Raw genomic sequence first — 20,953 nt, 5'->3', positions numbered from 1 at the left:
GGAAAATAACCGCTTTGAAACCAACTACGGGCAGTTTGAGATTCAGTTGCAGTTCCCCTGGAAGGTTTATCTCGTGTCCGTCAAATTGAAGCTCGGCACCAAGGCGCTGATTGGCGCCGTTGTCGTGATCGCCCTGAACACAGCTCTCGTGGTCGGCGCGGCGTACTGGTCGCTGTCCTCCGATTTCACGGATCGCGCCAAACGCGACATCGAAGGCAATCTGCGCACCTTCGCGCTGACGTTCACCGAAACGTTCGGCGACGCGAAAGTCAGCGTGCAGAACGGCGTCGTTACGCGCATCGAGATTCCGGCGATTCCCGAGATCAAGGATCACGCGATCGTCGATCGCGCGGTGTCCTATGTCGGCGGCAGCGCCACGCTGTTCGTGGTTGATGACAGCGGCCAGTTCGTCCGCCGCTCGACCAATGTGAAGAAGGAGAATGGCGACCGCGCCGTGGGCACCCAGCTTGCCGCGGATCATCCGGCGCAGGCGCTGCTGCGGCGCGGCGAGGCCTACAAGGGCCCCGCGACGCTGTTCGGCAAGTCGTTCATGACCGCTTATTTTCCTGTCACCAATCCGGCTGGAAAGGTGATCGGCATTCTCTATGTCGGCGTGCCCATGGCCGAGCTCGACGCCATGCTGTCGCAGGCGATGCGGACCATGGTCGTCGCCGCTGCGATCGCCGCGCTGCTGGTGCTTGGCTTGACCATGCTGGCGGTTCGCCGCGTCACCAAGCCTCTCGCCGCGGTGACCGACGCGCTCACCGCCATCGCCGAGGGCCGCGAGGACGTTGCGATCAAGTCCGATGACCGCAGCGACGAGATCGGTGAAATCGCCCGCAGCCTTGTCGTGTTCCGCAGTGCCGCGAGCGAGCGGCGCCGGATGCGCGAGGAGCAGACCGCTGCGGCCGCAGCGGCTGTCGAGCAGCGCAAGGCCGAGCTGCAGCGTTTCGTCGATTCGTTCCAGGCCAGCATCGGCGGCATCATCGAGAACGTCTTGACCTCGTCGGGCGAGTTCGAGCGCGAGGCGCGCCAGCTCACCCAGACGGCGCGGACCACCGCCGACCTGTCCGGCCACTCGGCCGGCGCGTCGGAGACCGCATCCGAGCACGTCCGCACTGCGGCTGCTGCCTCGGACGAGCTGTCCGGCTCGATCGCCGAGATCATCCGCCGCGTGCAGGAGTCCAACGCCATCGCCGCCGAGGCGGTCAACCAGGCGACCGCGACCGACCAGCGCATCAAGGAGCTGTCCGACGCCGGCAACCGCATCGGCGACGTCGTCAAGCTGATCACCTCGATCGCCGAGCAGACCAACCTGCTGGCGCTCAACGCCACCATCGAGGCCGCCCGTGCTGGCGATGCCGGCCGCGGCTTCGCGGTGGTCGCTCAGGAGGTCAAGACCCTGGCCGGCCAGACCGCCAAGGCGACGGAGGAGATCTCCAGCCAGATCGCCAACATGCAGACCGTGACCCAGGAATCGGTCGACGCCATCAAGGCAATCGGCTCGACCATCGAGCGCATCAACGGGATCGCCGCCTCGATCTCCGCCGCCGTCGAACAGCAGCGCGCCGCTACGCAGAACATCACCCAGAGCGTCCGCTCGGCCGCAACCGGCACCGCAGAGGTCGTCGAGAACATCCGCAGCGCGGCGCGCGGGGCAGGCGAGACCGGCGAAAGCTCCAACCGGATGTTCGCCTCGGCCCAGGCGCTGTCCGGCGAGAGCCTTCGGCTGAAGGCCGAGGTGCAGAAGTTCCTCGACGGCATGCGCGCGGCCTGACACGGCTGCTCACCCGTAGCGCAATCGTGGCAGGATGGTCACGATGCCCGGAAACAGCGTGAGCAGAAGCACGAAGCCGATCATGATGACGAGGTAGGGGGCGGTCACGCGCGCGATGTAGCCGAGACCGTCCTCCGTCAGGCCCTGGATCACGGACGGTGCCCGGGACGACAACAGAGATCTGCGCAAGCGTCTCAAGACATGACCTCGCATTCCCGCGGCATGATCAGCCCGAGTTCTGCTGCATGCTCACCCTCTGCAAAACGAGAGGGCGCAGGGAATGCCGGGTGAAGGCCTCACCCATGGCCCGCCTGCGAAAAAAATGCAGGCGGCAGGTACCACAGGCAAAGCCGATCAACCGGCATTCCCTGCGCGATGTCTTCACGCTTATACGCAGTCTCCCTGGTGCGCCGGGCGTGTTGGCCACCATGATCCGCGCGGCGCGTTAGCGCCGTCGCGAACGTGACACCAGCTTCGGGGTGTCAGGACGCTGCGACTTCACGTCCGCGATCATGCCGGTCGTCTGCGCGAAACGCGCGTCCGGCATGGTTCGCGGCCACCGCATCCCGCACCGACGTTCGTGACGACGCGTACGTCCCTCTGCATGGGGCAGGACGACGCGGATCATACACGATTTACGAGAAAACGAAAGAGAAAAATTCGGCCTTTTCGAAATGGGGCGGGCGACCTCCCGGCGGCGGTCAGGCGTGATTGCTGTCTCCGCGGCCAGGCTCGATCTTCTGATCCGGTCTCTGCAGGGCCGCATACACGGCGCCCAGCACGACGCTATACGCTTCGACCATCGCCAGCGAAAACAGCGCCGGGCCGGCGCCCAGGCCGAGCGACGTTGCGAACGGTCCAAGGCCGATGGCGGGAAACAACCCGATTCCGAGCAGCAACCAGCCGGCAAGCCCGAGCAGGAAGCCTTTGGCGACACCGCTGCCGCCGGGCAGGCGGTGGAAGAAGCGCCCGAACAGCAGGCCGATCAGGAAGGCTCCGTTGAGCTGCGAGAGCAACCACAGCGGCGCCCCATCATGCATCGCTCCGGCGAACAGGGGCGAGAGCGTGTCGAGAAGCGCCGTGGCGGGATCGAACTGCGGCAACAGGTGAAGCCGGCTCTTGAGCTCCATCAGGCCGATATGCGCCAGCGTCCCGCAGCCCGATGCGACCGCCGATGTCCATATCCAGCGATAGCTGCGTATCGTTGTCATCTCCTCAATTCGCCATGGCTCTGCAGTGATCCGTTGATCTTGCTCAAGCACGAAAGCTCGCCGCGCGCTTAGTTTGCGCAAACTCATCGGTGCCACGTCAAGGAGTTCTGCCATGCGATTAGATCCACGCGCGCTGGTCTTCGCGGCCGCAATCGTGACCGTCACCGCCGCGCCGGCCTTTGCCCAGCCGGGCGCGGGCGGACCAGGGTGGGGCCCCGGCATGATGATGGGGCCGGGGATGATGGGCGGTCGGGGCTTCGGCTTCCTGTGCAATCCCCGCATGGCCGGATTTGCCGAATGGCGGATGTCGCAGATCGAGGCCGCCATCAAGCCGAACGACACGCAGCGGGCGCGGCTCGATGATCTCAAGGCGGCATCGGCAAAGGCCGCGGAGCTGATCACGAAGGACTGCCCGGCGACGCCGCCGGTCAAGGCGACCGACCGCCTCGCACTGGCGGAACAGCGCCTCGACACGATGCAGCAGGCGATCAAGATCGTCCGCCCGGCGTTTCAGGCGCTTTACGACTCGCTCGATGACAAGCAGAAGGCGGCCATGGACGCCAGCGGTCCGCGCAACTGGGGCTGGCATCACTGGCATTGGCCGTGGAGCGACGAGTAGCCGAGACCTGGCGCGGCAGTGGCCGCGCGTCTCGCCTTCCCGGCCGCGCGGCCGTCGACCATCGGTGTCGTCCGGGCGGGCTGGGCGCACTGAGCAGGACGGCATTTGACCGTTCACGGCCCTCGTGTTCCGGCGCGGCATGGCGTAAAGCAGCCGGATCGAAACGAGGTTTCCCGTCACTTGTCCTTTCCCACGACGAATCCGCCGCTCGCCCGCGCCCTGGCCGAGCGCAATTATGAGACTCCGACGCCCGTACAGCTCGCCGTGCTTGCACATGACGCCGTCGACCGTGACCTGCTGGTTTCGGCGCAGACCGGCTCGGGCAAGACCGTGGCCTATGGGCTGGCGCTTGCGAAGAACCTGCTCGGCGAGGCCGAGCGGTTTGCGCGGGCGACCGCGCCGCTGGCGCTGATCGTGGCGCCGACGCGCGAGCTTGCCTTGCAGGTGCAGCGCGAGCTCGCATGGCTCTATCAGCACGCCGGCGCGCGCGTCGTCTCCTGCGTCGGCGGCATGGATCCGCGCCGCGAGCAGCGCGAGCTCGAGGCGGGCGCCCATATCGTGGTCGGCACGCCCGGGCGGCTGTGCGACCATCTGCGGCGCGGGCGTCTCGACATCTCGGAATTGAAGGCCGTGGTGCTCGACGAGGCCGACGAGATGCTCAATCTCGGCTTTCGCGAGGACCTCGAGTTCATCCTCGAGACCACGCCGGAAACGCGCCGGACCCTGCTGTTCTCGGCGACCTTCCCGCGCGGCATCGTGGCGCTGGCGAAGCAGTATCAGGACGACGCGTTCCGGATCGAGGTCGAGGGCGACGAAGGCGGGCATGCCGACATCGAGTACCGCGCCATCCGCATCGCCGCCGACGATGTCGAGCACGCGGTCGTCAACGTGCTGCGCTTCTACGAGTCGCCGAGCGCGATCGTATTCTGCAACACCCGCGAGAAGGTGCGCCATCTGCAGGCGGCGTTGCTGGAACGCGGCTTTTCCGTCGTCGCGCTGTCGGGTGAGCTGACCCAGAACGAGCGAACCACGGCGCTGCAGTCGCTGCGCGACGGGCGCGCGCGGGTGTGCGTGGCAACCGACGTCGCAGCACGCGGCATTGATCTCGCCAAGCTCGACCTCGTGGTCCACGCCGAGCTGCCGAACGATCCCGAGGTGATGCAGCATCGCTCGGGCCGCACCGGCCGCGCCGGCCGCAAGGGCGTGAGCGTGCTGCTGGTGCCGCCGGCGCGGCGGCGGCGGGCGGAAACGCTGCTGAACCTCGCCGGCATCGAGGCCGCGTGGGGCGCGGCGCCGCAAGCTGATGAGATCCGCAAGCTCGATCAGGAGCGCATGCTCCACGACCAGGTGTTCACCGAGGAGACGACGGCGGAGGATCTGGCGCTCGCACAGGCGCTGCTGGCGGAGCGGTCGGCAGAGGACATCGCCGCCGCATTGGCGCGGCTCTATCGCGCGCGGCTGCCGTCGCCCGAGGACATTCTGGATCCGGGCCAGGATCGCGGCCGTGCGCGGGAGGATCGCGGTCGCGACACCGCCAGGCCGGCGCGCGGCGAGGAGCGGCCACCGGCGCCCCGAACGAAGACAGGAAAGCCGTCGGCGCGCCACGGCATGGGCGAGCCGAGCGTCTGGTTCCGGGCGGCGATCGGGCGCAGGAAGAATGCGGAAGCGCGCTGGCTGCTGCCGATGATCTGCCGCCGCGGCGGCATCGACAAGCACGACATCGGCGCCATCAAGATCCAGGACACGACGACCGAGTTCGAGATCGCCGCGCGGGTCGCCGACGCTTTCACTGCGAACATCCGCCGTCCCGACAAGGAGGACAATATCCGGATCGAGCCGCTGGCGGGCGCGCCCTCGGGGCAGGCGTCGCCGGACAAGCCGCGCGCCGACAAGCGGCCGCCGCGGCGCGAGGCGGACGAGACGGCCTACCATCCGCTGCAGCGCGATGAGCCGCGCGGGGGCAGGGACGCCAAGCCGCGCGGCAAGCCGCATCGCGAGGGGCCGGCGAAACCCGGCCAACAGCCGGCGTTCGCGAACAAAAAGCAGCATCGCGACAAGTCCAGCCACGGCGGGCAGACGTATTCAGACAGACCCTCGCGGGCGAAGGCGCCGGGTGGAAAGAAGGCCAAGGCCAAGCGCCGCGGCTGATCGGCCCGGCCCGGGCAGAGGCTGCCGTCGCTCCGCGTTATCGGCAGAACCAGGGAGGAGCCGCGCATGAGCCGGTACGCCGTTCTGTATTTCGCGACACTGGCCGTGCTGCTCGGCTTCGACATCCCGTTCCTGAGCATCGTCGCCAGGGGCTTCTTCCAGTCGCAGGTCGGCGAGATGCTGGGCGAGATCCGCCCCGTGCCGGCGGTGCTATTCTATCTGCTCTATGTCGTGGGGGTGTTGATCTTCGTCAGCGGGACGGCCGATGCGACGTGGCGCTCGACCTTGCTCTACGGCGCGCTGTTTGGGCTGTTCTGCTACGCGACCTTCGAGCTGACGTCGCTGGCGATGCTCAAGCAATGGACCTGGGCGGTGGTGGCGGTCGACATCAGCTGGGGCGTGTTCGTCACTGCGGTGTCGGCGACACTCGGGCTGCTGATCGCGGACTGGGCGACGCCACGGGGCTGAAGTGGCGTTGGCCCGAAGCGCTCAGAGTTCGAGCCCAGTCTATCGAGATCCCGGGTCCGCCTCTGCGAGGCGTCCCGGGATGATCTGGGCTGAGTTTGCCGCCGTCACTTCGGCTGCGGCACCACGCGCAGATACGGCTTCGGCGCCTTCCAGCCGTTCGGATAGATCGTCTTGGCCTCGTCGTCGGACACCGAGCCGGCGATGATGACGTCCTCACCCTGCTTCCAGTCGGCGGGGGTGGCGACGCGATGCTTGGAGGTGAGCTGCAGCGAGTCGATGACGCGAAGAATTTCCTGGAAGTTGCGCCCGGTGGTCATCGGGTAGACCAGGATCAGCTTGATCTTCTTGTCGGGCCCGATGATGAAGACGTTGCGGACGGTCTGGTTGTCGGCCGCGCTGCGCTTGGACGGATCCCCGGAGATCGCCGCCGGCAGCATGTCGTAGAGCTTGGAGACGTTGTAGTCGGTGTCGCCGATCATCGGGTAGTTCGGCGCGGCACCCTGCGTCTCGCGAATGTCCTCGGACCACTTGGCGTGGTTCTCCACCGGGTCGACCGACAGGCCCATCAGCTTGACGCCGCGCTTGTCGAACTCCGGTTTCAGGCGCGCCAGCGCGCCGAGCTCGGTGGTGCAGACCGGGGTGAAATCCTTCGGATGCGAGAACAAGAGGGCCCAGCTGTCGCCGATCCAGTCGTGGAATTTGATCTTGCCTTCGGTGGTTTGCGCCTCGAAGTCCGGGGCAGTGGAGCCGATCTGGAGAGCCATGGCAGTCCTCAATTCATTGCAGTGGCGGAAATAAATTCTTCTAAACACTATAGGAAATACTGCTCCTCAAGGGAACTGTCTCACGAGAAAGAGAAAAAGATTTCTCTGGAACTCACGGAGCCAACAACTTCTTTTGAGTTCCCGGGCTGCGACGAAACATCCGTGAGACGACCGGTTGCCCAGATTTCGCCATCTGGCGGTCGCAACACGCCGCCCCCTGACGGCCCTCGGCATTGAACCGTGATCGAGGTCACTGCGGCAAATCGGCAACCGATACAAAAACCCACAGCAGCGTTTCGAACCGTTAACCACTCGTTCAGACGCGCGCCGACAAGGTGGGTCAACACAGCAACTGAGAAGAGAACATGGCTACCTCTGCACCAAAAACCATCGGCATCGATGGTCTCGAACCGTCCTCCTGTGAGACCGCTGCTTTCGCGCTCGGCATCGTGCGCGACGGCGTGATCACCGGTGAGGGTCCGACCACCGCGGGACGCGTGCATTTCTCCCGGGTGCTCGATGCCGACGACGTCGCCTGGTGCGTGCGCATCCTCACCGCCGCTGCGGTGAACGATGCCCCGGTGAGCCGTGCCGAAGCCGAGGCCCTGTTCGCGATCGACCAGGCCGCGACCGAACGCAACGATAACGGCCGGTTCGAGGACCTGCTCGCCAAGGCGATTGCGCATCACACCGCCTCCGCATCCGGCCTGCCGGTGCCGCCGCGCAGCGTCGCGCTGGCCGCCGAGACCGACATCGCGAGCTGGGCGCCGGCCAATGCGCGCGGCGTCCGCACCGACGTGCTGGAATGGGTCGCCAAGCAGATGCGCGGCAAGCGCCAGGGCAACCGCGTCCTGAGAGCCATGGTCGCGACGCTCGTCGGCGTCACCGTGCTGCCGCTGGCGCAACTGCCGTCGATGATCGACATCGGGATGTAAGCGCAGCACGCCTCATCCACGAGACCGAGTTCGAGGAGCGCGATGACATCATCGCGCTCTTTTCGTTTTGACCGGCGGCGGTCGCATCACGGCTCTTGATGGCGCCGCCCGGCCGGTGAATCAATCGGCGGTGATGCGACCGAACACGGAGATGTCGAAGATGAGCCGATGGAGTTTCGCCGCGCGTCTGTTCGCGGTGGCGGCGACGGCGCTGCTGCTCATGATGGCCTGGCAGACCTTTCCGCTGATCCAGGCCGAGCTGCTCGGCCTCCGCGCCAAGCCGCGCGAGATCACGCCGCGCGGCGATCTCGCCGCCGACGAGAAGAGTACGATCGCACTGTTCGAGAGCCGCAGCGGCTCGGTCGTGTTCATCACGACCGTTCAACAATCGGTCAACCCGTGGACCGGCAACGCGCAGCAGGAGCGCTCCGGCACCGGCTCGGGTTTCGTGTGGGACGACCTCGGTCACGTCGTCACCAACTATCACGTCATCGAGGGCGCCACCGAGGCGCTGGTCAGCCTGACCGATGGACGCTCGTTCCGCGCAGCGCTGGTCGGCGCCAGTCCGGAGAACGATCTGGCGGTGCTGGTGATCGGCGTCGGCGTCGACCGGCCTAAGCCGCTGCCGATCGGCACCAGCGCCGACCTCAAGGTCGGGCAGAAGGTGTTCGCGATCGGCAATCCCTTCGGACTCAGCAGCACGCTGACCACAGGCATCGTCTCGGCGCTCAATCGCAACCTGCAGGTCACACAGGACCGGGTCTTGAATGGACTGATCCAGACCGATGCCGCGATCAATCCCGGCAATTCCGGCGGGCCGCTGCTCGACAGCGCGGGGCGGCTGATCGGCGTCAACACCGCGATCTACAGCCCCTCGGGCGCCTCCGCCGGCATCGGCTTCGCGGTGCCCGTCGACAAGGTCAACCGCATCGTGCCGCGCCTGATCGCCAGCGGCCGCTACGTCACGCCGAGCCTGGGCATCCGCACCGATCCGAAGGCCAACGAGGCGCTGTCTACGCGTCTCGGCCTGTCCGGCGTGTTCGTGCTCGACGTCGAACAGGATTCCGCGGCCGACAAGGCCGGGCTGGTCCCGGCGCGGCTGACCCGCGACGGCGGCTTTGCGCTCGGCGACGTCGTGCTGGCGATCGATGGGCAGGCGGTGGAGTCGCCTGAGGACATGACGCGCGCGCTGGAGAACAAGAACCCAGGCGATCGGGTGGTGCTGCGCGTGCTCCGCGGCGGCAAGACGATCGAGGTCAAGGTGACGCTCGATGTCGCGCGATGAGGTGGTCGTGAAGCAGCGGGATGTTTCCACGCGTCATTGCGAGCGCAGCGAAGCAATCCAGAGTGGTGGGCGGGACTCTGGATTGCTTCGCTGCGCTCGCAATGACGTGGAGAAAGTAGTGGCTCGCAAGGCGAAACAGTATGCGGGACGACGTCCCCGGGTTTGCTTCAGCTCGCCCGGGGAGGAATGTATTCGCGTTGTCTGACTACCTCATCACCGCCGTCTGCTTCGGCGCCTCGTCGTCGAGCCCCACGGTGCGGCCGGGGAAGCCAGCAGCGTCGAAATAGCGCTGGGTGCCGACGCGCTGCAGCTTCAGCACGGTCCGCAGGCCGCCGGCGGCCGGGTCCGACTTGATGACGTCCGACGTCGCCTTGGGCGTTGTGCCGTTCGGCATCGCCTCGGTCATGATGCGGCCGATCAGCTTGCCCTTCGGCGCGACCTTGAGGTCGAGCAGCTTCGCCGCGGTGATGCCGACATCGGCATTGCTGACGGGCAGGGGATCGACGAAGCCAGCCTTGAAGTCGGGTCCGATGGCCGCCATGAAGTTGTAGGTGTCGCCGCGGCCGAACGAGCCATGCATGCCCTGGCCCTGGCGCAGCACGGTGTCGGCGACCTCGACCTGGCAGTTGGACGGCTGGTCGCAGTCCGGCGCGACGTAGGAGCGGAAATTGACCACGATCGCCGGGTGCGGCGTCACCGCCTTGCCCTGCAGGTTGATCCGCGACAGCGGCAGCGTGCCGGGAATCTCGCCGAGCTTGTCGTCGACGAAGATGCCGGAGACGTAGTCCTGCGCCAGCAGCGCCTTGACGGTGCGGCGGGCGAGCTTCCTGTCGTTGTTGGGCAGATAGATCAGGTCGGAGCCGCCATTCGTGGCGACGACGAGGTCGGGCTTGGCAGGATCCTTGCCGAGCACGCCGTTGCCGGCCTTCGGGTGCTTGCCGTCGGGCACCGCCGCGTTCTTGTCGTTGGGATCGAACAGCGGCAGGTCGAGCGCCTTGGCGAGGTCGATCGCCAGGAAGCCCATCGGCAGGAAATCCTTCGGCGTGTCGTCGTAGCTGACCTTGGCCGATGGCGAGGTCTTGCTCTCCTTGGAGATGGTCGAGAAGCCGTGGTCGGCCTGGACCATGATGTTGGTCGAGGCGGCGAGCCCGAGATCGTCGAGCGCCTTGCGCAGCGCCGCCAGATTGTCGTCGGCATTCCTGATGCCGGCCATCGAGGTCGGGCCATTGATGCCCGGCGTGATGGTGTTGAGGCTGTCGCCGTGATTGTGCTGGCTGCCGTCCGGGTCGCGCGACCAGAACACCAGAACGAACGGCTTGTTGCGGGCCTTGAACATCGGCAGTACCGCCTTGGTGGCGACGTCGACCATGTAGGCCTGCTGCGCGACGTTGGCCGAGGTCGTGCCCGGCGTCTTGGCGTCGCCCGCCTTTCCGTTGTCGCCGCGCGACGGCGTCGCCAGCGGCAGGCCGGCCTTGGTCATGGCGTCCTTGACCTCGTCGGTCACCGGCACGCCATTCTTGTTGCCGGTGGAGTCGTCGATCACGATCGAGGAGGTCGCGCCGGGCTTGCAAGGGCAGCCGGTGTGGTCGAACAGATAGGTCGGGCCGAGCTTGCCGATCGCGGCGGTCGAATAACCGGCCTTGCGGGCAAGCTTCAGGATCGTGTCCTCGTTGAGGTAGTCGCCGTTGAAATGCTCGTCGATGTCGCCGAGCACGGCGTCGTTCTCGATGAAGGGCACGACGGTATCGCCGGCCGGCGCCGAGGTGTAGCCCGTGAAGATCGTGTTCGAGAATGTGCCGGTGTCGCCGAGATAGTGGCCGGTCGCCATGGCCGAGCCGTTGGCCATCGTGAAGGTCGGAAACAGCGAGTGCGAATTCTTGAAGTTGACGCCCTTGTCGCGGACGGCGGCCATGGCCGGGGCGGTCTCCGGCGTCACCTTGAGCGCACGCAGGCCGTCGGGAATGAACAGGATGAGATTATGGGGGGTGGCGTTCTGCGCAAATGCGGCTCCGGACGACAGCAAGGTCAGTCCGGCGCACAGCAGCACGAGCGGGCGGCGCATTGAAAACTCCTGAAGGCAATCGGCGGAATCGCGGCGTCTCGCCGCAGGGAAGAGCTTTAGTTTTGCCGGGTGACAGTTTTGTTACAAGAGGCTCGGAGGCCGCCGGCAGCGCTCAGGACAGGATTTTCTTGCGGCGGGCTCGTCGGTGGCAGGAACTAGGGTATGGCTTTCTGGTTGTCGGCTCACAATCAACAGGAGCACACCATGCCTGCCGACAAAGACCTCAACGAGCTCTTCCTCGATACCCTCAAGGACATCTACTACGCCGAGAAGCAGATCCTGAAGACGCTGCCGAAAATGGCCAAGGCGGCGCAGTCGGAGAAGCTGGCGGCGGCGTTCGAGAAGCACCACGAGGAGACCGAAGGCCAGATCGAGCGGCTCGAGCAGATTTTCGAGCTGATCGGCAAGCCCGCCCGCGGCAAGAAGTGCGATGCGATCGAGGGTATCATCGACGAGGGCAAGGAGATCATGGACGAGTACAAGGGGACCCAGGCGCTCGACGCCGGCCTTCTTGCTGCAGCGCAGGCGGTCGAGCACTACGAGATGTCGCGCTATGGCACCCTGAAGGCCTGGGCCCTCAAGCTCAACCTGCCGAAAGCCGCCAAGCTGCTCGACCAGACGCTGAATGAAGAGCGGAAGACCGACGAGACGCTGACCAAGATCGCTGAGACCGCGGTCAACTACGAAGCTGCGGCCTGATCGTCAGGTCGATCGTCGTGACCACAACGCCGCCGCCAGCGTGCCACCAGCGCCGGCGGCGTCGTCACGAGTCGCACCTTTGGAGGCTGGTTGGAGCCTGCCAAGGTGCCGACCTCGATCTTCTCCCACCGGTTGCGTCTTTCCCTGCGTTCTGACGAAGCAGGGGCTGCAAGTCGGTCGCTGCCTATCGGATGGTTCCGATCCCGGCCAGGATGAGGTCGATGCCGGCAAGAAACTGCTCGCGGTCGTCGTGCTCGCGCAGGTCCGTCGCCACGCGATGGACGAACGGGTACTCGGCGGAATCGAGCTGCGCCCATTGCGCGGCGACCGATCCGAGGAACGCCGCGCGGTCCGTCTCGCGCGGCAGCAGGCGGGCGTTCGCGGCGTTCTGCCCGGCCACGCCGAGGATGTAGTTCACCAGCGCAGACGCGGCATCGAACAGGGCTCTTTCGGGGACACCGAGCGTCTGGAGCCGTCCGCCGACGCTTTCGACGATCTGCAGCATCGCGGACCGCCACGGTTCACGGAAAAGCTGGGCGCCGACCCACGGGTGGGCGTCGATCGCATCGAACACCCCGAGCGCAACGGCACGGATTGCCTGTCGCGGCTCGGCATCGCCGCCGACACCGGTCATGACGCGGGCAATGACGTCATCGGTGGCCGCTGCGAGCAAGTCGCTCTTGTTGGCGACGTGCCAGTAGATCGCCCCGCTCCCGGTTGCCAGCCGAGCCGCGAGCGCGCGGAAGGTCAGAGCGCTTTCGCCGCCGGCGTCCAGGATCTCGATCGCCGCCTCGACGATCTTCTCCTTCGAGAGCGCGTCCGCGCGCCGTTCCGTCCGTATTGATCTGGTCGCCATGACCATCATCTTGACATGATTGGAACGTTGTTCCAATCAACTTTCATGGAACGGTGTTCCAGGCCGGTTGAAAGGCAGATGATGACGACACCCGTCACGATTGTCGGTGCGGGCCTCGGTGGCCTCACGCTCGCACGCGTCCTCCATGTCCACGGCGTCCCGGCGACGATCTATGAGGCGGAGCCGTCCGCGGAAGCTCGGACGCAAGGCGGCCAGCTCGATATTCACGAGCACGACGGGCAACGCGCCCTCGCAGACGCCGGCCTCATCGATGCGTTCCGTGAGATCATCCATGAGGGCGGCGCGGCGTCGCGCGTGCTTGACCGGCATGGCACGGTGCTGCTCGCGCAGCCCGATGACGGCCGACGCCCCGAGGTGCTGCGGGGTGATCTGCGGCGGATTCTTCTCGAGTCCCTGCCAGCTGAGACGATCCAGTGGGGCAAGAAGCTGACCGGCGTCGTGCGCCTCGGCGACCACAGGCACGAGCTGAGATTCGCGGACGGGTCGAGCGTGGTCACGAGCCTCCTGGTCGGCGCCGACGGCGCCTGGTCGAAGGTTCGGCCGCTGTTGTCGGCCGCCAAGCCGGAATATGTCGGCACGACGTTCATTGAGACCTACCTGCATGACGCCGACGAGCGGCACACCGCGGCGGCCGAAGCAGTCGGCGGCGGCGCATTGTTCGCGCTCGCTCCGGGACAGGGGATCTGCGCGCACCGTGAGGCAGGACAGGTTCTTCACGCCTACGTCGCGCTGAACCGCTCCGCCGAGTGGATCGCCGGCATCGACTTCATGGACGCTGCCGCCGCGACGGCGCGAATTGCGGCCGAGTTCGACGGATGGGCGCCTGCGCTCACCGCGCTGATCACCGACGGCGAAACCCCGCCGGTCCCGCGCATGATCCACACGCTTCCGAACGACCATCGGTGGGACCGTGTGCCTGGGGTGACGCTTCTCGGTGATGCCGCGCACCTGGCGCCGCCGGCCGGCGAGGGCGCGAACCTGGCGATGTTCGACGGCGCCGAGCTCGGCAAGGCGATCGCTGCCCACCCCGGCGACATCGAAGCGGCACTCGCCATCTACGAAGCAGCGCTATTCCCGCGCAGCTCGTCGGCGGCCGCAGGCGCGCATCAAATCCTCAAGCTCTGCCTCGGCGACAGCGCACCATTCGGGCTCGTCGACTTCTTCAACGGTGCCCTGGAGAGGTAGGGCGGGCTCCCGCCTTCGTCACCGTGCCCACCGCCATCACATCGATGTCAGATCGCTGCGGCCAGCGCCGCGATCAGCGCTGGCGGCGTTGCTACGAGTCCGATCTTGAGAAACTGCCAGGCGGACACCTCGATTTTTTCGCGCCGCAGGGCGGTCAGCCACAGGATGGTGGCGAGCGAGCCGGTCACCGAGATGTTGGGGCCGAGATCGACGCCGATCAAAATCGCGCGGATGACCTCATGCGGCAGGTGGTCACTGGCGGCGACCGAGCCGGCGACCAGTCCCACCGGAAGATTGTTGGCAATGTTGTCGGCCACCGCAGTGATCAGGCCGGCCGCCCAGGCCGTACCGACGGGCGAGCCGGCCACGCCCTGATGCAGCCAGGCGCTGAGCTGGCCGATCGCTCCGGCGCGATTCAGACCCTCGACCATCACGAACAGGCCGGCGACCAGTGGCAGCACGCCCCAGGACACACCTTTGATGGTCGGCCAAGGCGATTGCCGGCTGACCAGCAGGATCGCGGTCGCCGTGACGACGCCACAGACGAAGGTCGGCAGGCCGAGTTGCACGTCGAGCGCCGAGGCAGTCAGAAGCACCGCTGCGATGGCGCCGATCCCGAACGCGGCGAGCCGGCCCTCGCGGCTCAGGTGCGGCTTCTCGACATCGGTGCGCAGCGTCTCCTCACGGAGCGCGCGGCGCTGGGTCAGCCACAGCGCGACATAGGTCAGGGCGATCGCGACCATCGAGGGCAGGGTGAACTGGCGCAGCCATTCGGTGAGATGCGGCATGCGTTCGCCGAACACGACCAGATTGGCCGGATTGGAGATCGGCAGCACGAAGCTCGCGGCATTGGCGATGAAGGCGCAGACGTAGAGATAGGGCAGCGGCGAGGCGCCGGCGGCGCGGGTGGCGGCATAGACGGCCGGCGTCAGCACGATCGCGGTCGCATCGTTGGAGAGCAGCACGGTGACCAGGGTGCCGACCGCATAGACCAGCAGGAACAGGAGCTGCGGCGAGCCGCGCGCATGCTCCACCGCATAGGCCGCCAGATAGTCGAACAGGCCCTCGCGGCGCGCCAGCTCGGCAATCAGCATCATGCCGATCAGGAACAGATAGACGTCGACGCCCTTGCGGATGCCGGTGAGCGCTTCAGCGACAGGCAGCAGGCCGAGCGCGACCAGCAGGATCGCGCCGGCGACGGCCCACACGGCCTCGGGCAGCCGGAAGGGGCGGATGATGACGCCAGCGGTGGCGGGAATGATGATGGCGTAGGCGAGCCAGGTATCGTGCAGGGACATGATCAGGGATCGATAGAGCAAATCATTCGGCGGGGATAGCGGGCGAGGGCGCCGCATTCGGGTGCGCGGCCTCTGCTCCACCGGTCTCGGGAAGCAGCAGCCAGCATACGATCACGGCGAGCGCGGCCGCCGCGCCGAGCACCAGGAATGCGGCGCTGTAGCCGCTATGGACGACGACCAGGCCCGCCAGCGCGGTCGACAGCGCCGCGCCAATGCTCTGCGCTGTGATCACAGCGCCCTGGGCGATGTTGAAGCGTCCGGTGCCGCGCATCAGGTCCGCGACGATCACCGGCATGATCGCGCCGAAGATGCCGGCGCCGACGCCGTCCAGCAGCTGCACGCCGACCAGCCACGCCTTGTCGTCCGATAGCGTATAGAGCACCGCGCGCAGCGGCAGGATCAGCAGCGCCGTCAGGAAGAAGCGCTTGTGGCCCCAGCGGTCGGCGCGGACGCCGACCAGCAGCGCCATCGGTACCATCACGAGCTGGGCCGCGGCGATGCAGGCCGACATCAGGCTGGTGCCGAGATTCTTGTCCTGCAGCGCCAGCTTCTGGCCGACCAGCGGCAGCATGGCGGCGTTGGCGAGGTGAAACAGCGCGACGCAGACCGCGAAGATCAGCAGCGGACGGCAGGTCAGGAGAATGCTGAGGCCCGAGGGCTGCTCGCCCCGCTTCGGGCGATTGCCCTCCGCCTGATGCGCCAGTCCGCGCGCGACGTCATGGTCGATGGCGCGCTCGGGGATGGCGAGCACGCTGATGAGGCTACCGGCCGACGTCACCGCCATCAGATAGAACACCGCCGACGGTCCGAGCGCGTAGGCGGCAGCGCCGGCGATGACGGCGCCGACCGTGTTGCCGGCATGGTTGAAGGTCTCGTTGCGGCCGACCCGCGCGGTGAAGGCTTTGGCGCCGACGATCCCGAGCGACACCGCCGCGATCGCCGGCGCGAAGATCACGCCGGCGGCATAGGCGATGCTCTGCGAGATCGCGACCGGCCAGAAGCTGGTCATGAGAGGTAACAGCAGCGAAGCGGCCGTGACGACGATCGCGGCTGATATCATGACCAGCCGTTTTGCCCTGGTGGCGTCGACCAGCGCGCCGGCGGGCGTCTGCGCGACGATGCCCGCGATCGTTGCGAGCGACATCACGACGCCGATCGAGGCCTCGTCCCATTTCTGCTCGGTCAGGAGATAGATCGCGAGATAAGGGCCGAGCCCGTCACGCACATCGGCCAGGAAGAAATTGGTGGTGTCGAGTGCATGGCCGGCGCGGGCCAGGTCCTTGCCGCTATCGAAGTCCGCCATGCCGCCTCGTTGCGCGTGATCCATCGCAACAGCGGTGTACGCCATTTGGTTCCGCAGGGCCCTCGGTGTGACCCACTCCGTCCACGTGGCATTCCGGGGCGCGCGAAGCGCGCACTACCTACTCAGCGCGGCAGCGGCGCCTTCTCGGCCATCGCCTTGCGCAGGATGCGCGACAGCGACTCCACCGAATAGGGCTTCTTGATCAGCTCGAAGCCGTGATGGGCGTTCTCCGCGAGCACGTGGCTGTAGCCGGATGTCAGCACCACCGGCAGGCCGGGATAGCGGTCGCGGATGATGCCGGCGAGCTCCAGGCCGTTGATGCCGGGCATGATGACGTCGGAGAACACGAGGTCGACCGCGAATTCGTCGTTCGCCAGGATTGCCAGCGCATCGGCGGCATTGGCGACGCGGCGCGTCACATAGCCGAGATCCTCGAGCAGCTCGGTCGAGAACTGCCCCACCTCGTCATTGTCCTCGACCACGAGCACGCGGTAGCCGCGCCCGATGGTCGCCGGCTCGATGCGCGCGGAGCCGGCTTCCGTGCCGGATTGCGGAGCCGTGGCCTGCGGCAGATAGATCGTGAAGGTCGCGCCGTCGCCGATGCGGCTGTCGACCGCGATGTCGCCTTCGGACTGCTTGGCGAAGCCGAACGCCTGGCTGAGGCCGAGACCCGTGCCCTTGCCGACCTCCTTGGTGGTGAAGAAGGGTTCGAAGATTGCGTTGAGATGTTGAGGCGCGATGCCGCCCCCGGTGTCGGCGACCGAAATCGCGATGAAGGCACCGGGCCGGGTGCTTTGGCCACGCAAGGCCGGGATGCTCTCGGTCCGCTGCACGCCGATCTTCAGATGTCCTTCACCGTTCATGGCGTCGCGCGCATTGACGGCGAGATTGATGAGCGCGGTCTGGAATTGCGCGACGTCGGCGAGGGTGAACAGCCCGCTGTCCGTGACCGCGAGCTCGATCTGGATGCGGCTGCCGACGAGAGGACGGATCAGTTGCACGACGCTCTCGACCTGCTCGCCAACATTGAACACCTGCGGCGTCAAGGGTTGTCGCCGCGCGAAGGCCAGGAGCTGCGCGGTCAGCTTCGAGGCGCGCTCCACCGTCTCCGAGATCGCATCGACATAGCGCCGGCGCCGCTCCTCGGGAAGATCGCGGCGGCGCAGGAAGTCGGTGGCCGAGCGGATGATGGTGAGCAGGTTGTTGAAGTCGTGTGCGACGCCGCCGGTGAGCTGGCCGATCGCCTCCATCTTCTGCGACTGCCGCAACAGCTCCTCACCCTGGATGCGCTCGGTCACGTCGATCGCCTCGGCGACCGCGCCGGTCACGACATCATGCTGGTCGAACAGCGGCCGCATCGAAAGCTCGAAATGCCGCTGGCCGCTGGCGAAGTCGAGCCGCATCTCGGTCCGAAAGCTCTCGCCGGCGAGCACGCGGGCGAACGCCTTGCGCAGCATCTCGGTCACGCCCGGCGTATGGGTGAACCAGGGCGCATCCCAGAGCGGCTGGCCGATGACGTTCACTTCACCGGCGCGCATGCCGGCGACCGCGATGCGGTTGGCATGCATCACGCGGCCCTCGACGTCGAGGATGGCCTGATACTGATTGCTGGTGTCGAAGATCGCGCGCATGCGCGCTTCATTGGCCTCGAGCTGGGCGGTGCGCTCCCTGATACGCTCTTCGAGGGTCTCGTTGATGCGGCGCAGCTCGATCTCGGCCTGCTTGGCGGCCGTGACGTCGTGAGCTACGCCGATGAAACCGACATGTTTGCCGTTCGCATCCCAGCGCGGCTGCGATTCCGATCGCAGCCAGCGCCATTCCCCGTCGGCGCGCCGGTAGCGTGCCTCGAGGAAGAACGGCTTCAGCGAGCGCTCTCCCGACTGCTGCTGCTCGAGGATACGCGGAAGGTCCTCGGGATGCAGCACCTTGCGCCAGTCGAAGGCCAGCGCCTCGTCAGGGGACATGCCGAGGAAATCGATATAGGCGCGATTCACGAAGGAGCGGGTGCGGTCGAGCTTCGTCACCCAGATCGGCACCGGCGCGCTGTCGGCGATCAGCCGGAAGCGTTCCTCGCTCTCGCGCAGCTTGGCTTGCGCCAGCATCTGGTCGGTGACATCGATATGCGCGCCGACCAGACGGATCGCGCGGCCGTTCCAGTCACGCTCGATGCGGGCGATGACGCGGACCCAGCGGATCTCGCCGTCGCTGGGACGGATGATGCGGTATTCGGTGGTGTAGTCCTCCTGCTTACTCTTGACTGCAGCAATGAAGTCCTGCTCGGCCTTGACGCGGTCGTCGGGATGCACGCGTCTGACCCAGTCTTCGTGAGTCTCGTGGACAGCCTCCGGCGGCAGGCCGTGAATGATCAGGTATTCGGGGGAGCGGCGGTTGCGGTAGCCTTCGCGCAGGTCGACCTCGACGCCGCCGACCCGGGCGATCCGCTGGATGCGCGCGAGCTCCGCCTCGCGTTCCTGCAGCGCGCGATAGGCCTCATCGCGATCGCGCGCTATCTCCTCGATATGCTGGCGCAGCGCATCGGCGGCAGCCTCCGGCCTCACTTCGTCTCTGGGCGCATCCGCGCTGTTCATGCTGACCTGCACTGATGTGGCGAGCAGTCGCCCGAGCATTCCATCGCGGGTGTTCGGAAGCGTGGCGACATTGGGACCAAGGAAAGCAAACTGACCAGAGATTATGGCGGGCAAACGCCGGCATGACGTGAACGTGAGGGCAGATAAAAAGTTCCGTGCTCCCGGAACGGACTGTTACTGTCGTGCGTCGTCAGGCCCTGAACACCGCAACACGAAGGTCCACGCTGTGAAGCTCTTCGTCTGTCAGGCCTGCAAGAACATCCTGTATTTCGAGAATCGCAGCTGCGGGCGCTGCGGCCACCGCCTCGCCTTCATGCCGGAGCGCCAGATCCTGTCGGCGATCGAGCCGGCGGAGGAGGGCTTTCGGACGCTCGCCGACCACGGGACGGGGCGCTTCTTCTGCGCCAATGCCGAGCACGACGCCTGCAACTGGCTGCTCGAGATCGGCGAGACTTCGGGCTTCTGCCGCGCCTGCCGGCACAACGGTACGATTCCCAATCTGTCTGATCCCGCGCAACTCGCCGGATGGCGAGAGCTGGAGGTGGCCAAGCACCGGCTGTTCTATTCGCTGATCCGCTGGAAACTCCCTGTGAAGACACGGATCGAGGATCCTGGGCACGGGTTGATCTTCAACTTCCTTGCCGATGACCCCGCGGGCCAACAGAAGGTCCTGACCGGCCACGACAACGGCCTCATCACCATCGCTCTGGCCGAGGCCGACGATTTCGAGCGCGAGCGGCGCCGGCTCGAAATGGGCGAGCCGTACCGGACCTTGCTCGGTCATTTTCGCCACGAGGTCGGGCACTACTTCTGGGACGTGCTGGTGCGCGATGCCGGCAGGCTCGAGGAATGCCGGGCCATGTTCGGCGACGATACCCAGGACTACGGCGCGGCGCTGAGGCGGCATTACGAGCAGGGGCCGCCGGTGGACTGGCAGGACAGTTTCGTTTCGGCCTACGCCACCACACATCCGTGGGAGGATTTTGCCGAGACCTGGGCGCACTACCTCCACATCGTCGATACGCTGGAGATGGCCTCCGAGTTCGGTATCGAGATCGATCCGCCCGCCGACCAGATCGGCGGGCTGACGGCGCGCGTCACCTTCGATCCGTACGTCGCGGAGGACTTCGACACCATCGTCAACGCCTGGCTGCCGTTCACCTTTGCGATGAACAGCGTCGCGCGAGCGATGGGCGCGCGGGAGCTCTATCCCTTCATCCTGACGCCGCCGGTCATCGGCAAGCTGGGCTTCATCCACCGCCTGGTGCGGCAGGGTGCACAGCAAGAGTCTGTCGCTCTGGCTCCCGAAAAGCCACAGGCCGAGCCGCAGCAGGAAGAGATCGGGGCGGCGTGATCCGCCTTGACTCTTGAGAACATAAAGTGAACATGAAGGCGTGACCGGAGCGAGGACCGTCATCGCGCATGCAGCCCAGATCGCAATCCAAGACCGATGCGCAAGCCGCGGACAGCGAAGACCTCGCGCTGGAGGCCGCCGTGGACCAGGCCATCGCTGCCTGCGAAGGCGATCCGCGGGCGGCCATTCGTGCCCTGATCGTTGCGAACGATTTCCTCGAGACCGAGGTCGGCGAGCTGATGAAGGCGGTGTCGCACGCCTATGCCCGCGGACGTTTCCACAGCTATTCCGGCTGACGGCTGGGGACACGGCTGGCATGCCTCGCCGGACGGCAGGGGCGGAAACGAGAGGCGGGTTGCGCGCGGGCGATTTTGGTATAG

The 20,953-nt window shown here is 66.5% G+C and carries 17 protein-coding genes and 1 pseudogene; 10 read left to right on the top strand and 8 right to left on the bottom strand.

Annotation, left to right across the window (positions count from 1 at the left end; translation table 11 throughout):
- Positions 1–73: 73 nt before the first annotated feature.
- Complete coding sequence (locus QW887_RS34590; RefSeq protein WP_315717688.1) at positions 74–1,777, top strand: methyl-accepting chemotaxis protein; 1,704 nt, start codon at positions 74–76, stop codon at positions 1,775–1,777.
- 9 nt (positions 1,778–1,786) lie between these two features.
- Here QW887_RS34590 and QW887_RS34585 read toward each other — a convergent pair.
- Both QW887_RS34585 and QW887_RS34580 read right to left on the bottom strand, forming a co-directional pair.
- A pseudogene (locus QW887_RS34585) lies at positions 1,787–1,930 on the bottom strand (C4-dicarboxylate ABC transporter permease); the annotation flags it as partial.
- Between the two features lie 548 nt (positions 1,931–2,478).
- Positions 2,479–3,102 (bottom strand): hypothetical protein, encoded by a 624-nt coding sequence (locus QW887_RS34580; RefSeq protein ID WP_316196176.1) that lies wholly within the window; start codon positions 3,100–3,102, stop codon positions 2,479–2,481.
- Here QW887_RS34580 and QW887_RS34575 point away from each other — a divergent pair.
- From QW887_RS34575 to QW887_RS34565, 3 genes are all read left to right on the top strand, one after another.
- The gene (locus QW887_RS34575; RefSeq protein ID WP_315754798.1) at positions 3,101–3,607 is read left to right on the top strand and encodes a Spy/CpxP family protein refolding chaperone; all 507 of its coding nucleotides are present in this window, start codon (positions 3,101–3,103) and stop codon (positions 3,605–3,607) included. The genes QW887_RS34580 and QW887_RS34575 overlap by 2 nt on opposite strands.
- A gap of 180 nt (positions 3,608–3,787) precedes the next feature.
- On the top strand, positions 3,788–5,755 hold the full coding sequence (locus QW887_RS34570; protein ID WP_316170840.1) for a DEAD/DEAH box helicase: 1,968 nt from the start codon (positions 3,788–3,790) through the stop codon (positions 5,753–5,755).
- Between the two features lie 66 nt (positions 5,756–5,821).
- Positions 5,822–6,223: a DUF2177 family protein gene (locus QW887_RS34565; protein WP_316196173.1), complete on the top strand. Its 402-nt coding sequence runs from the start codon at positions 5,822–5,824 to the stop codon at positions 6,221–6,223.
- 104 nt (positions 6,224–6,327) lie between these two features.
- On the opposite strand, the gene QW887_RS34560 is transcribed toward QW887_RS34565, so the two are convergent.
- Positions 6,328–6,987, bottom strand: coding sequence for a peroxiredoxin (locus QW887_RS34560; protein ID WP_315717694.1), 660 nt, complete (start codon positions 6,985–6,987; stop codon positions 6,328–6,330).
- A 365-nt stretch (positions 6,988–7,352) separates the two neighbouring features.
- On the opposite strand from QW887_RS34560, the gene QW887_RS34555 reads away from it, so the two are divergent.
- Positions 7,353–7,922 carry a hypothetical protein gene (locus tag QW887_RS34555; protein WP_315717695.1) on the top strand — a complete coding sequence of 190 codons (570 nt, stop codon included), beginning with the start codon at positions 7,353–7,355 and terminating at the stop codon, positions 7,920–7,922.
- Positions 7,923–8,082: 160 nt separating this feature from the next.
- Positions 8,083–9,207 carry a S1C family serine protease gene (locus tag QW887_RS34550; protein WP_315717696.1) on the top strand — a complete coding sequence of 375 codons (1,125 nt, stop codon included), beginning with the start codon at positions 8,083–8,085 and terminating at the stop codon, positions 9,205–9,207.
- A gap of 205 nt (positions 9,208–9,412) precedes the next feature.
- Here QW887_RS34550 and QW887_RS34545 read toward each other — a convergent pair whose 3' ends face one another.
- Positions 9,413–11,269, bottom strand: a complete 1,857-nt coding sequence (locus QW887_RS34545) for an alkaline phosphatase family protein (protein ID WP_315717697.1) — start codon at positions 11,267–11,269, stop codon at positions 9,413–9,415.
- 204 nt (positions 11,270–11,473) lie between these two features.
- Between QW887_RS34545 and QW887_RS34540 the strand changes: the two genes are divergently transcribed.
- The gene (locus tag QW887_RS34540; protein ID WP_315717699.1) at positions 11,474–11,968 is read left to right on the top strand and encodes a ferritin-like domain-containing protein; all 495 of its coding nucleotides are present in this window, start codon (positions 11,474–11,476) and stop codon (positions 11,966–11,968) included.
- 184 nt (positions 11,969–12,152) lie between these two features.
- On the opposite strand, the gene QW887_RS34535 is transcribed toward QW887_RS34540, so the two are convergent.
- Entirely contained in the window at positions 12,153–12,833 is a 681-nt protein-coding gene (locus tag QW887_RS34535; RefSeq protein ID WP_316196170.1) for a TetR/AcrR family transcriptional regulator, read from the bottom strand.
- A 72-nt stretch (positions 12,834–12,905) separates the two neighbouring features.
- On the opposite strand from QW887_RS34535, the gene QW887_RS34530 reads away from it, so the two are divergent.
- Entirely contained in the window at positions 12,906–14,030 is a 1,125-nt protein-coding gene (locus tag QW887_RS34530; RefSeq protein WP_316196184.1) for an NAD(P)/FAD-dependent oxidoreductase, read from the top strand.
- A 47-nt stretch (positions 14,031–14,077) separates the two neighbouring features.
- On the opposite strand, the gene QW887_RS34525 is transcribed toward QW887_RS34530, so the two are convergent.
- The 3 genes from QW887_RS34525 to QW887_RS34515 form a co-directional block, all read right to left on the bottom strand.
- Entirely contained in the window at positions 14,078–15,328 is a 1,251-nt protein-coding gene (locus QW887_RS34525; protein ID WP_315717702.1) for an arsenic transporter, read from the bottom strand.
- Positions 15,329–15,350: 22 nt separating this feature from the next.
- Complete coding sequence (locus QW887_RS34520; protein WP_315717703.1) at positions 15,351–16,631, bottom strand: MFS transporter; 1,281 nt, start codon at positions 16,629–16,631, stop codon at positions 15,351–15,353.
- 122 nt (positions 16,632–16,753) lie between these two features.
- Positions 16,754–19,219, bottom strand: coding sequence for a PAS domain S-box protein (locus QW887_RS34515; RefSeq protein ID WP_315827871.1), 2,466 nt, complete (start codon positions 19,217–19,219; stop codon positions 16,754–16,756).
- A 226-nt stretch (positions 19,220–19,445) separates the two neighbouring features.
- Between QW887_RS34515 and QW887_RS34510 the strand changes: the two genes are divergently transcribed.
- Together QW887_RS34510 and QW887_RS34505 are read left to right on the top strand one after the other, a co-directional pair.
- Complete coding sequence (locus tag QW887_RS34510; RefSeq protein ID WP_316188476.1) at positions 19,446–20,573, top strand: putative zinc-binding peptidase; 1,128 nt, start codon at positions 19,446–19,448, stop codon at positions 20,571–20,573.
- A gap of 68 nt (positions 20,574–20,641) precedes the next feature.
- On the top strand, positions 20,642–20,869 hold the full coding sequence (locus tag QW887_RS34505) for a hypothetical protein (protein ID WP_316188477.1): 228 nt from the start codon (positions 20,642–20,644) through the stop codon (positions 20,867–20,869).
- Positions 20,870–20,953: the final 84 nt, after the last annotated feature.

This window comes from Bradyrhizobium sp. SZCCHNRI3052, assembly GCF_032484895.1.
In the GTDB taxonomy this organism is placed as follows: domain Bacteria; phylum Pseudomonadota; class Alphaproteobacteria; order Rhizobiales; family Xanthobacteraceae; genus Bradyrhizobium.
This window is presented reverse-complemented; position numbering and strand designations above follow the sequence as displayed.

Excerpts from the sequence above, each read along its gene's own strand:
- QW887_RS34575 (WP_315754798.1), top strand. The coding sequence starts at position 3,101 with ATGCGATTAGATCCACGCGCGCTGGTCTTCGCGGCCGCAATCGTGACC.
- QW887_RS34580 (WP_316196176.1), bottom strand. The coding sequence starts at position 3,102 with ATGGCAGAACTCCTTGACGTGGCACCGATGAGTTTGCGCAAACTAAGC.
- QW887_RS34565 (WP_316196173.1), top strand. The coding sequence starts at position 5,822 with ATGAGCCGGTACGCCGTTCTGTATTTCGCGACACTGGCCGTGCTGCTC.
- QW887_RS34560 (WP_315717694.1), bottom strand. The coding sequence starts at position 6,987 with ATGGCTCTCCAGATCGGCTCCACTGCCCCGGACTTCGAGGCGCAAACC.
- QW887_RS34555 (WP_315717695.1), top strand. The coding sequence starts at position 7,353 with ATGGCTACCTCTGCACCAAAAACCATCGGCATCGATGGTCTCGAACCG.
- QW887_RS34550 (WP_315717696.1), top strand. The coding sequence starts at position 8,083 with ATGAGCCGATGGAGTTTCGCCGCGCGTCTGTTCGCGGTGGCGGCGACG.
- QW887_RS34545 (WP_315717697.1), bottom strand. The coding sequence starts at position 11,269 with ATGCGCCGCCCGCTCGTGCTGCTGTGCGCCGGACTGACCTTGCTGTCG.
- QW887_RS34540 (WP_315717699.1), top strand. The coding sequence starts at position 11,474 with ATGCCTGCCGACAAAGACCTCAACGAGCTCTTCCTCGATACCCTCAAG.
- QW887_RS34535 (WP_316196170.1), bottom strand. The coding sequence starts at position 12,833 with ATGATGGTCATGGCGACCAGATCAATACGGACGGAACGGCGCGCGGAC.
- QW887_RS34530 (WP_316196184.1), top strand. The coding sequence starts at position 12,906 with ATGACGACACCCGTCACGATTGTCGGTGCGGGCCTCGGTGGCCTCACG.
- QW887_RS34525 (WP_315717702.1), bottom strand. The coding sequence starts at position 15,328 with ATGTCCCTGCACGATACCTGGCTCGCCTACGCCATCATCATTCCCGCC.
- QW887_RS34520 (WP_315717703.1), bottom strand. The coding sequence starts at position 16,631 with ATGGCGGACTTCGATAGCGGCAAGGACCTGGCCCGCGCCGGCCATGCA.
- QW887_RS34515 (WP_315827871.1), bottom strand. The coding sequence starts at position 19,219 with ATGAACAGCGCGGATGCGCCCAGAGACGAAGTGAGGCCGGAGGCTGCC.
- QW887_RS34505 (WP_316188477.1), top strand. The coding sequence starts at position 20,642 with ATGCAGCCCAGATCGCAATCCAAGACCGATGCGCAAGCCGCGGACAGC.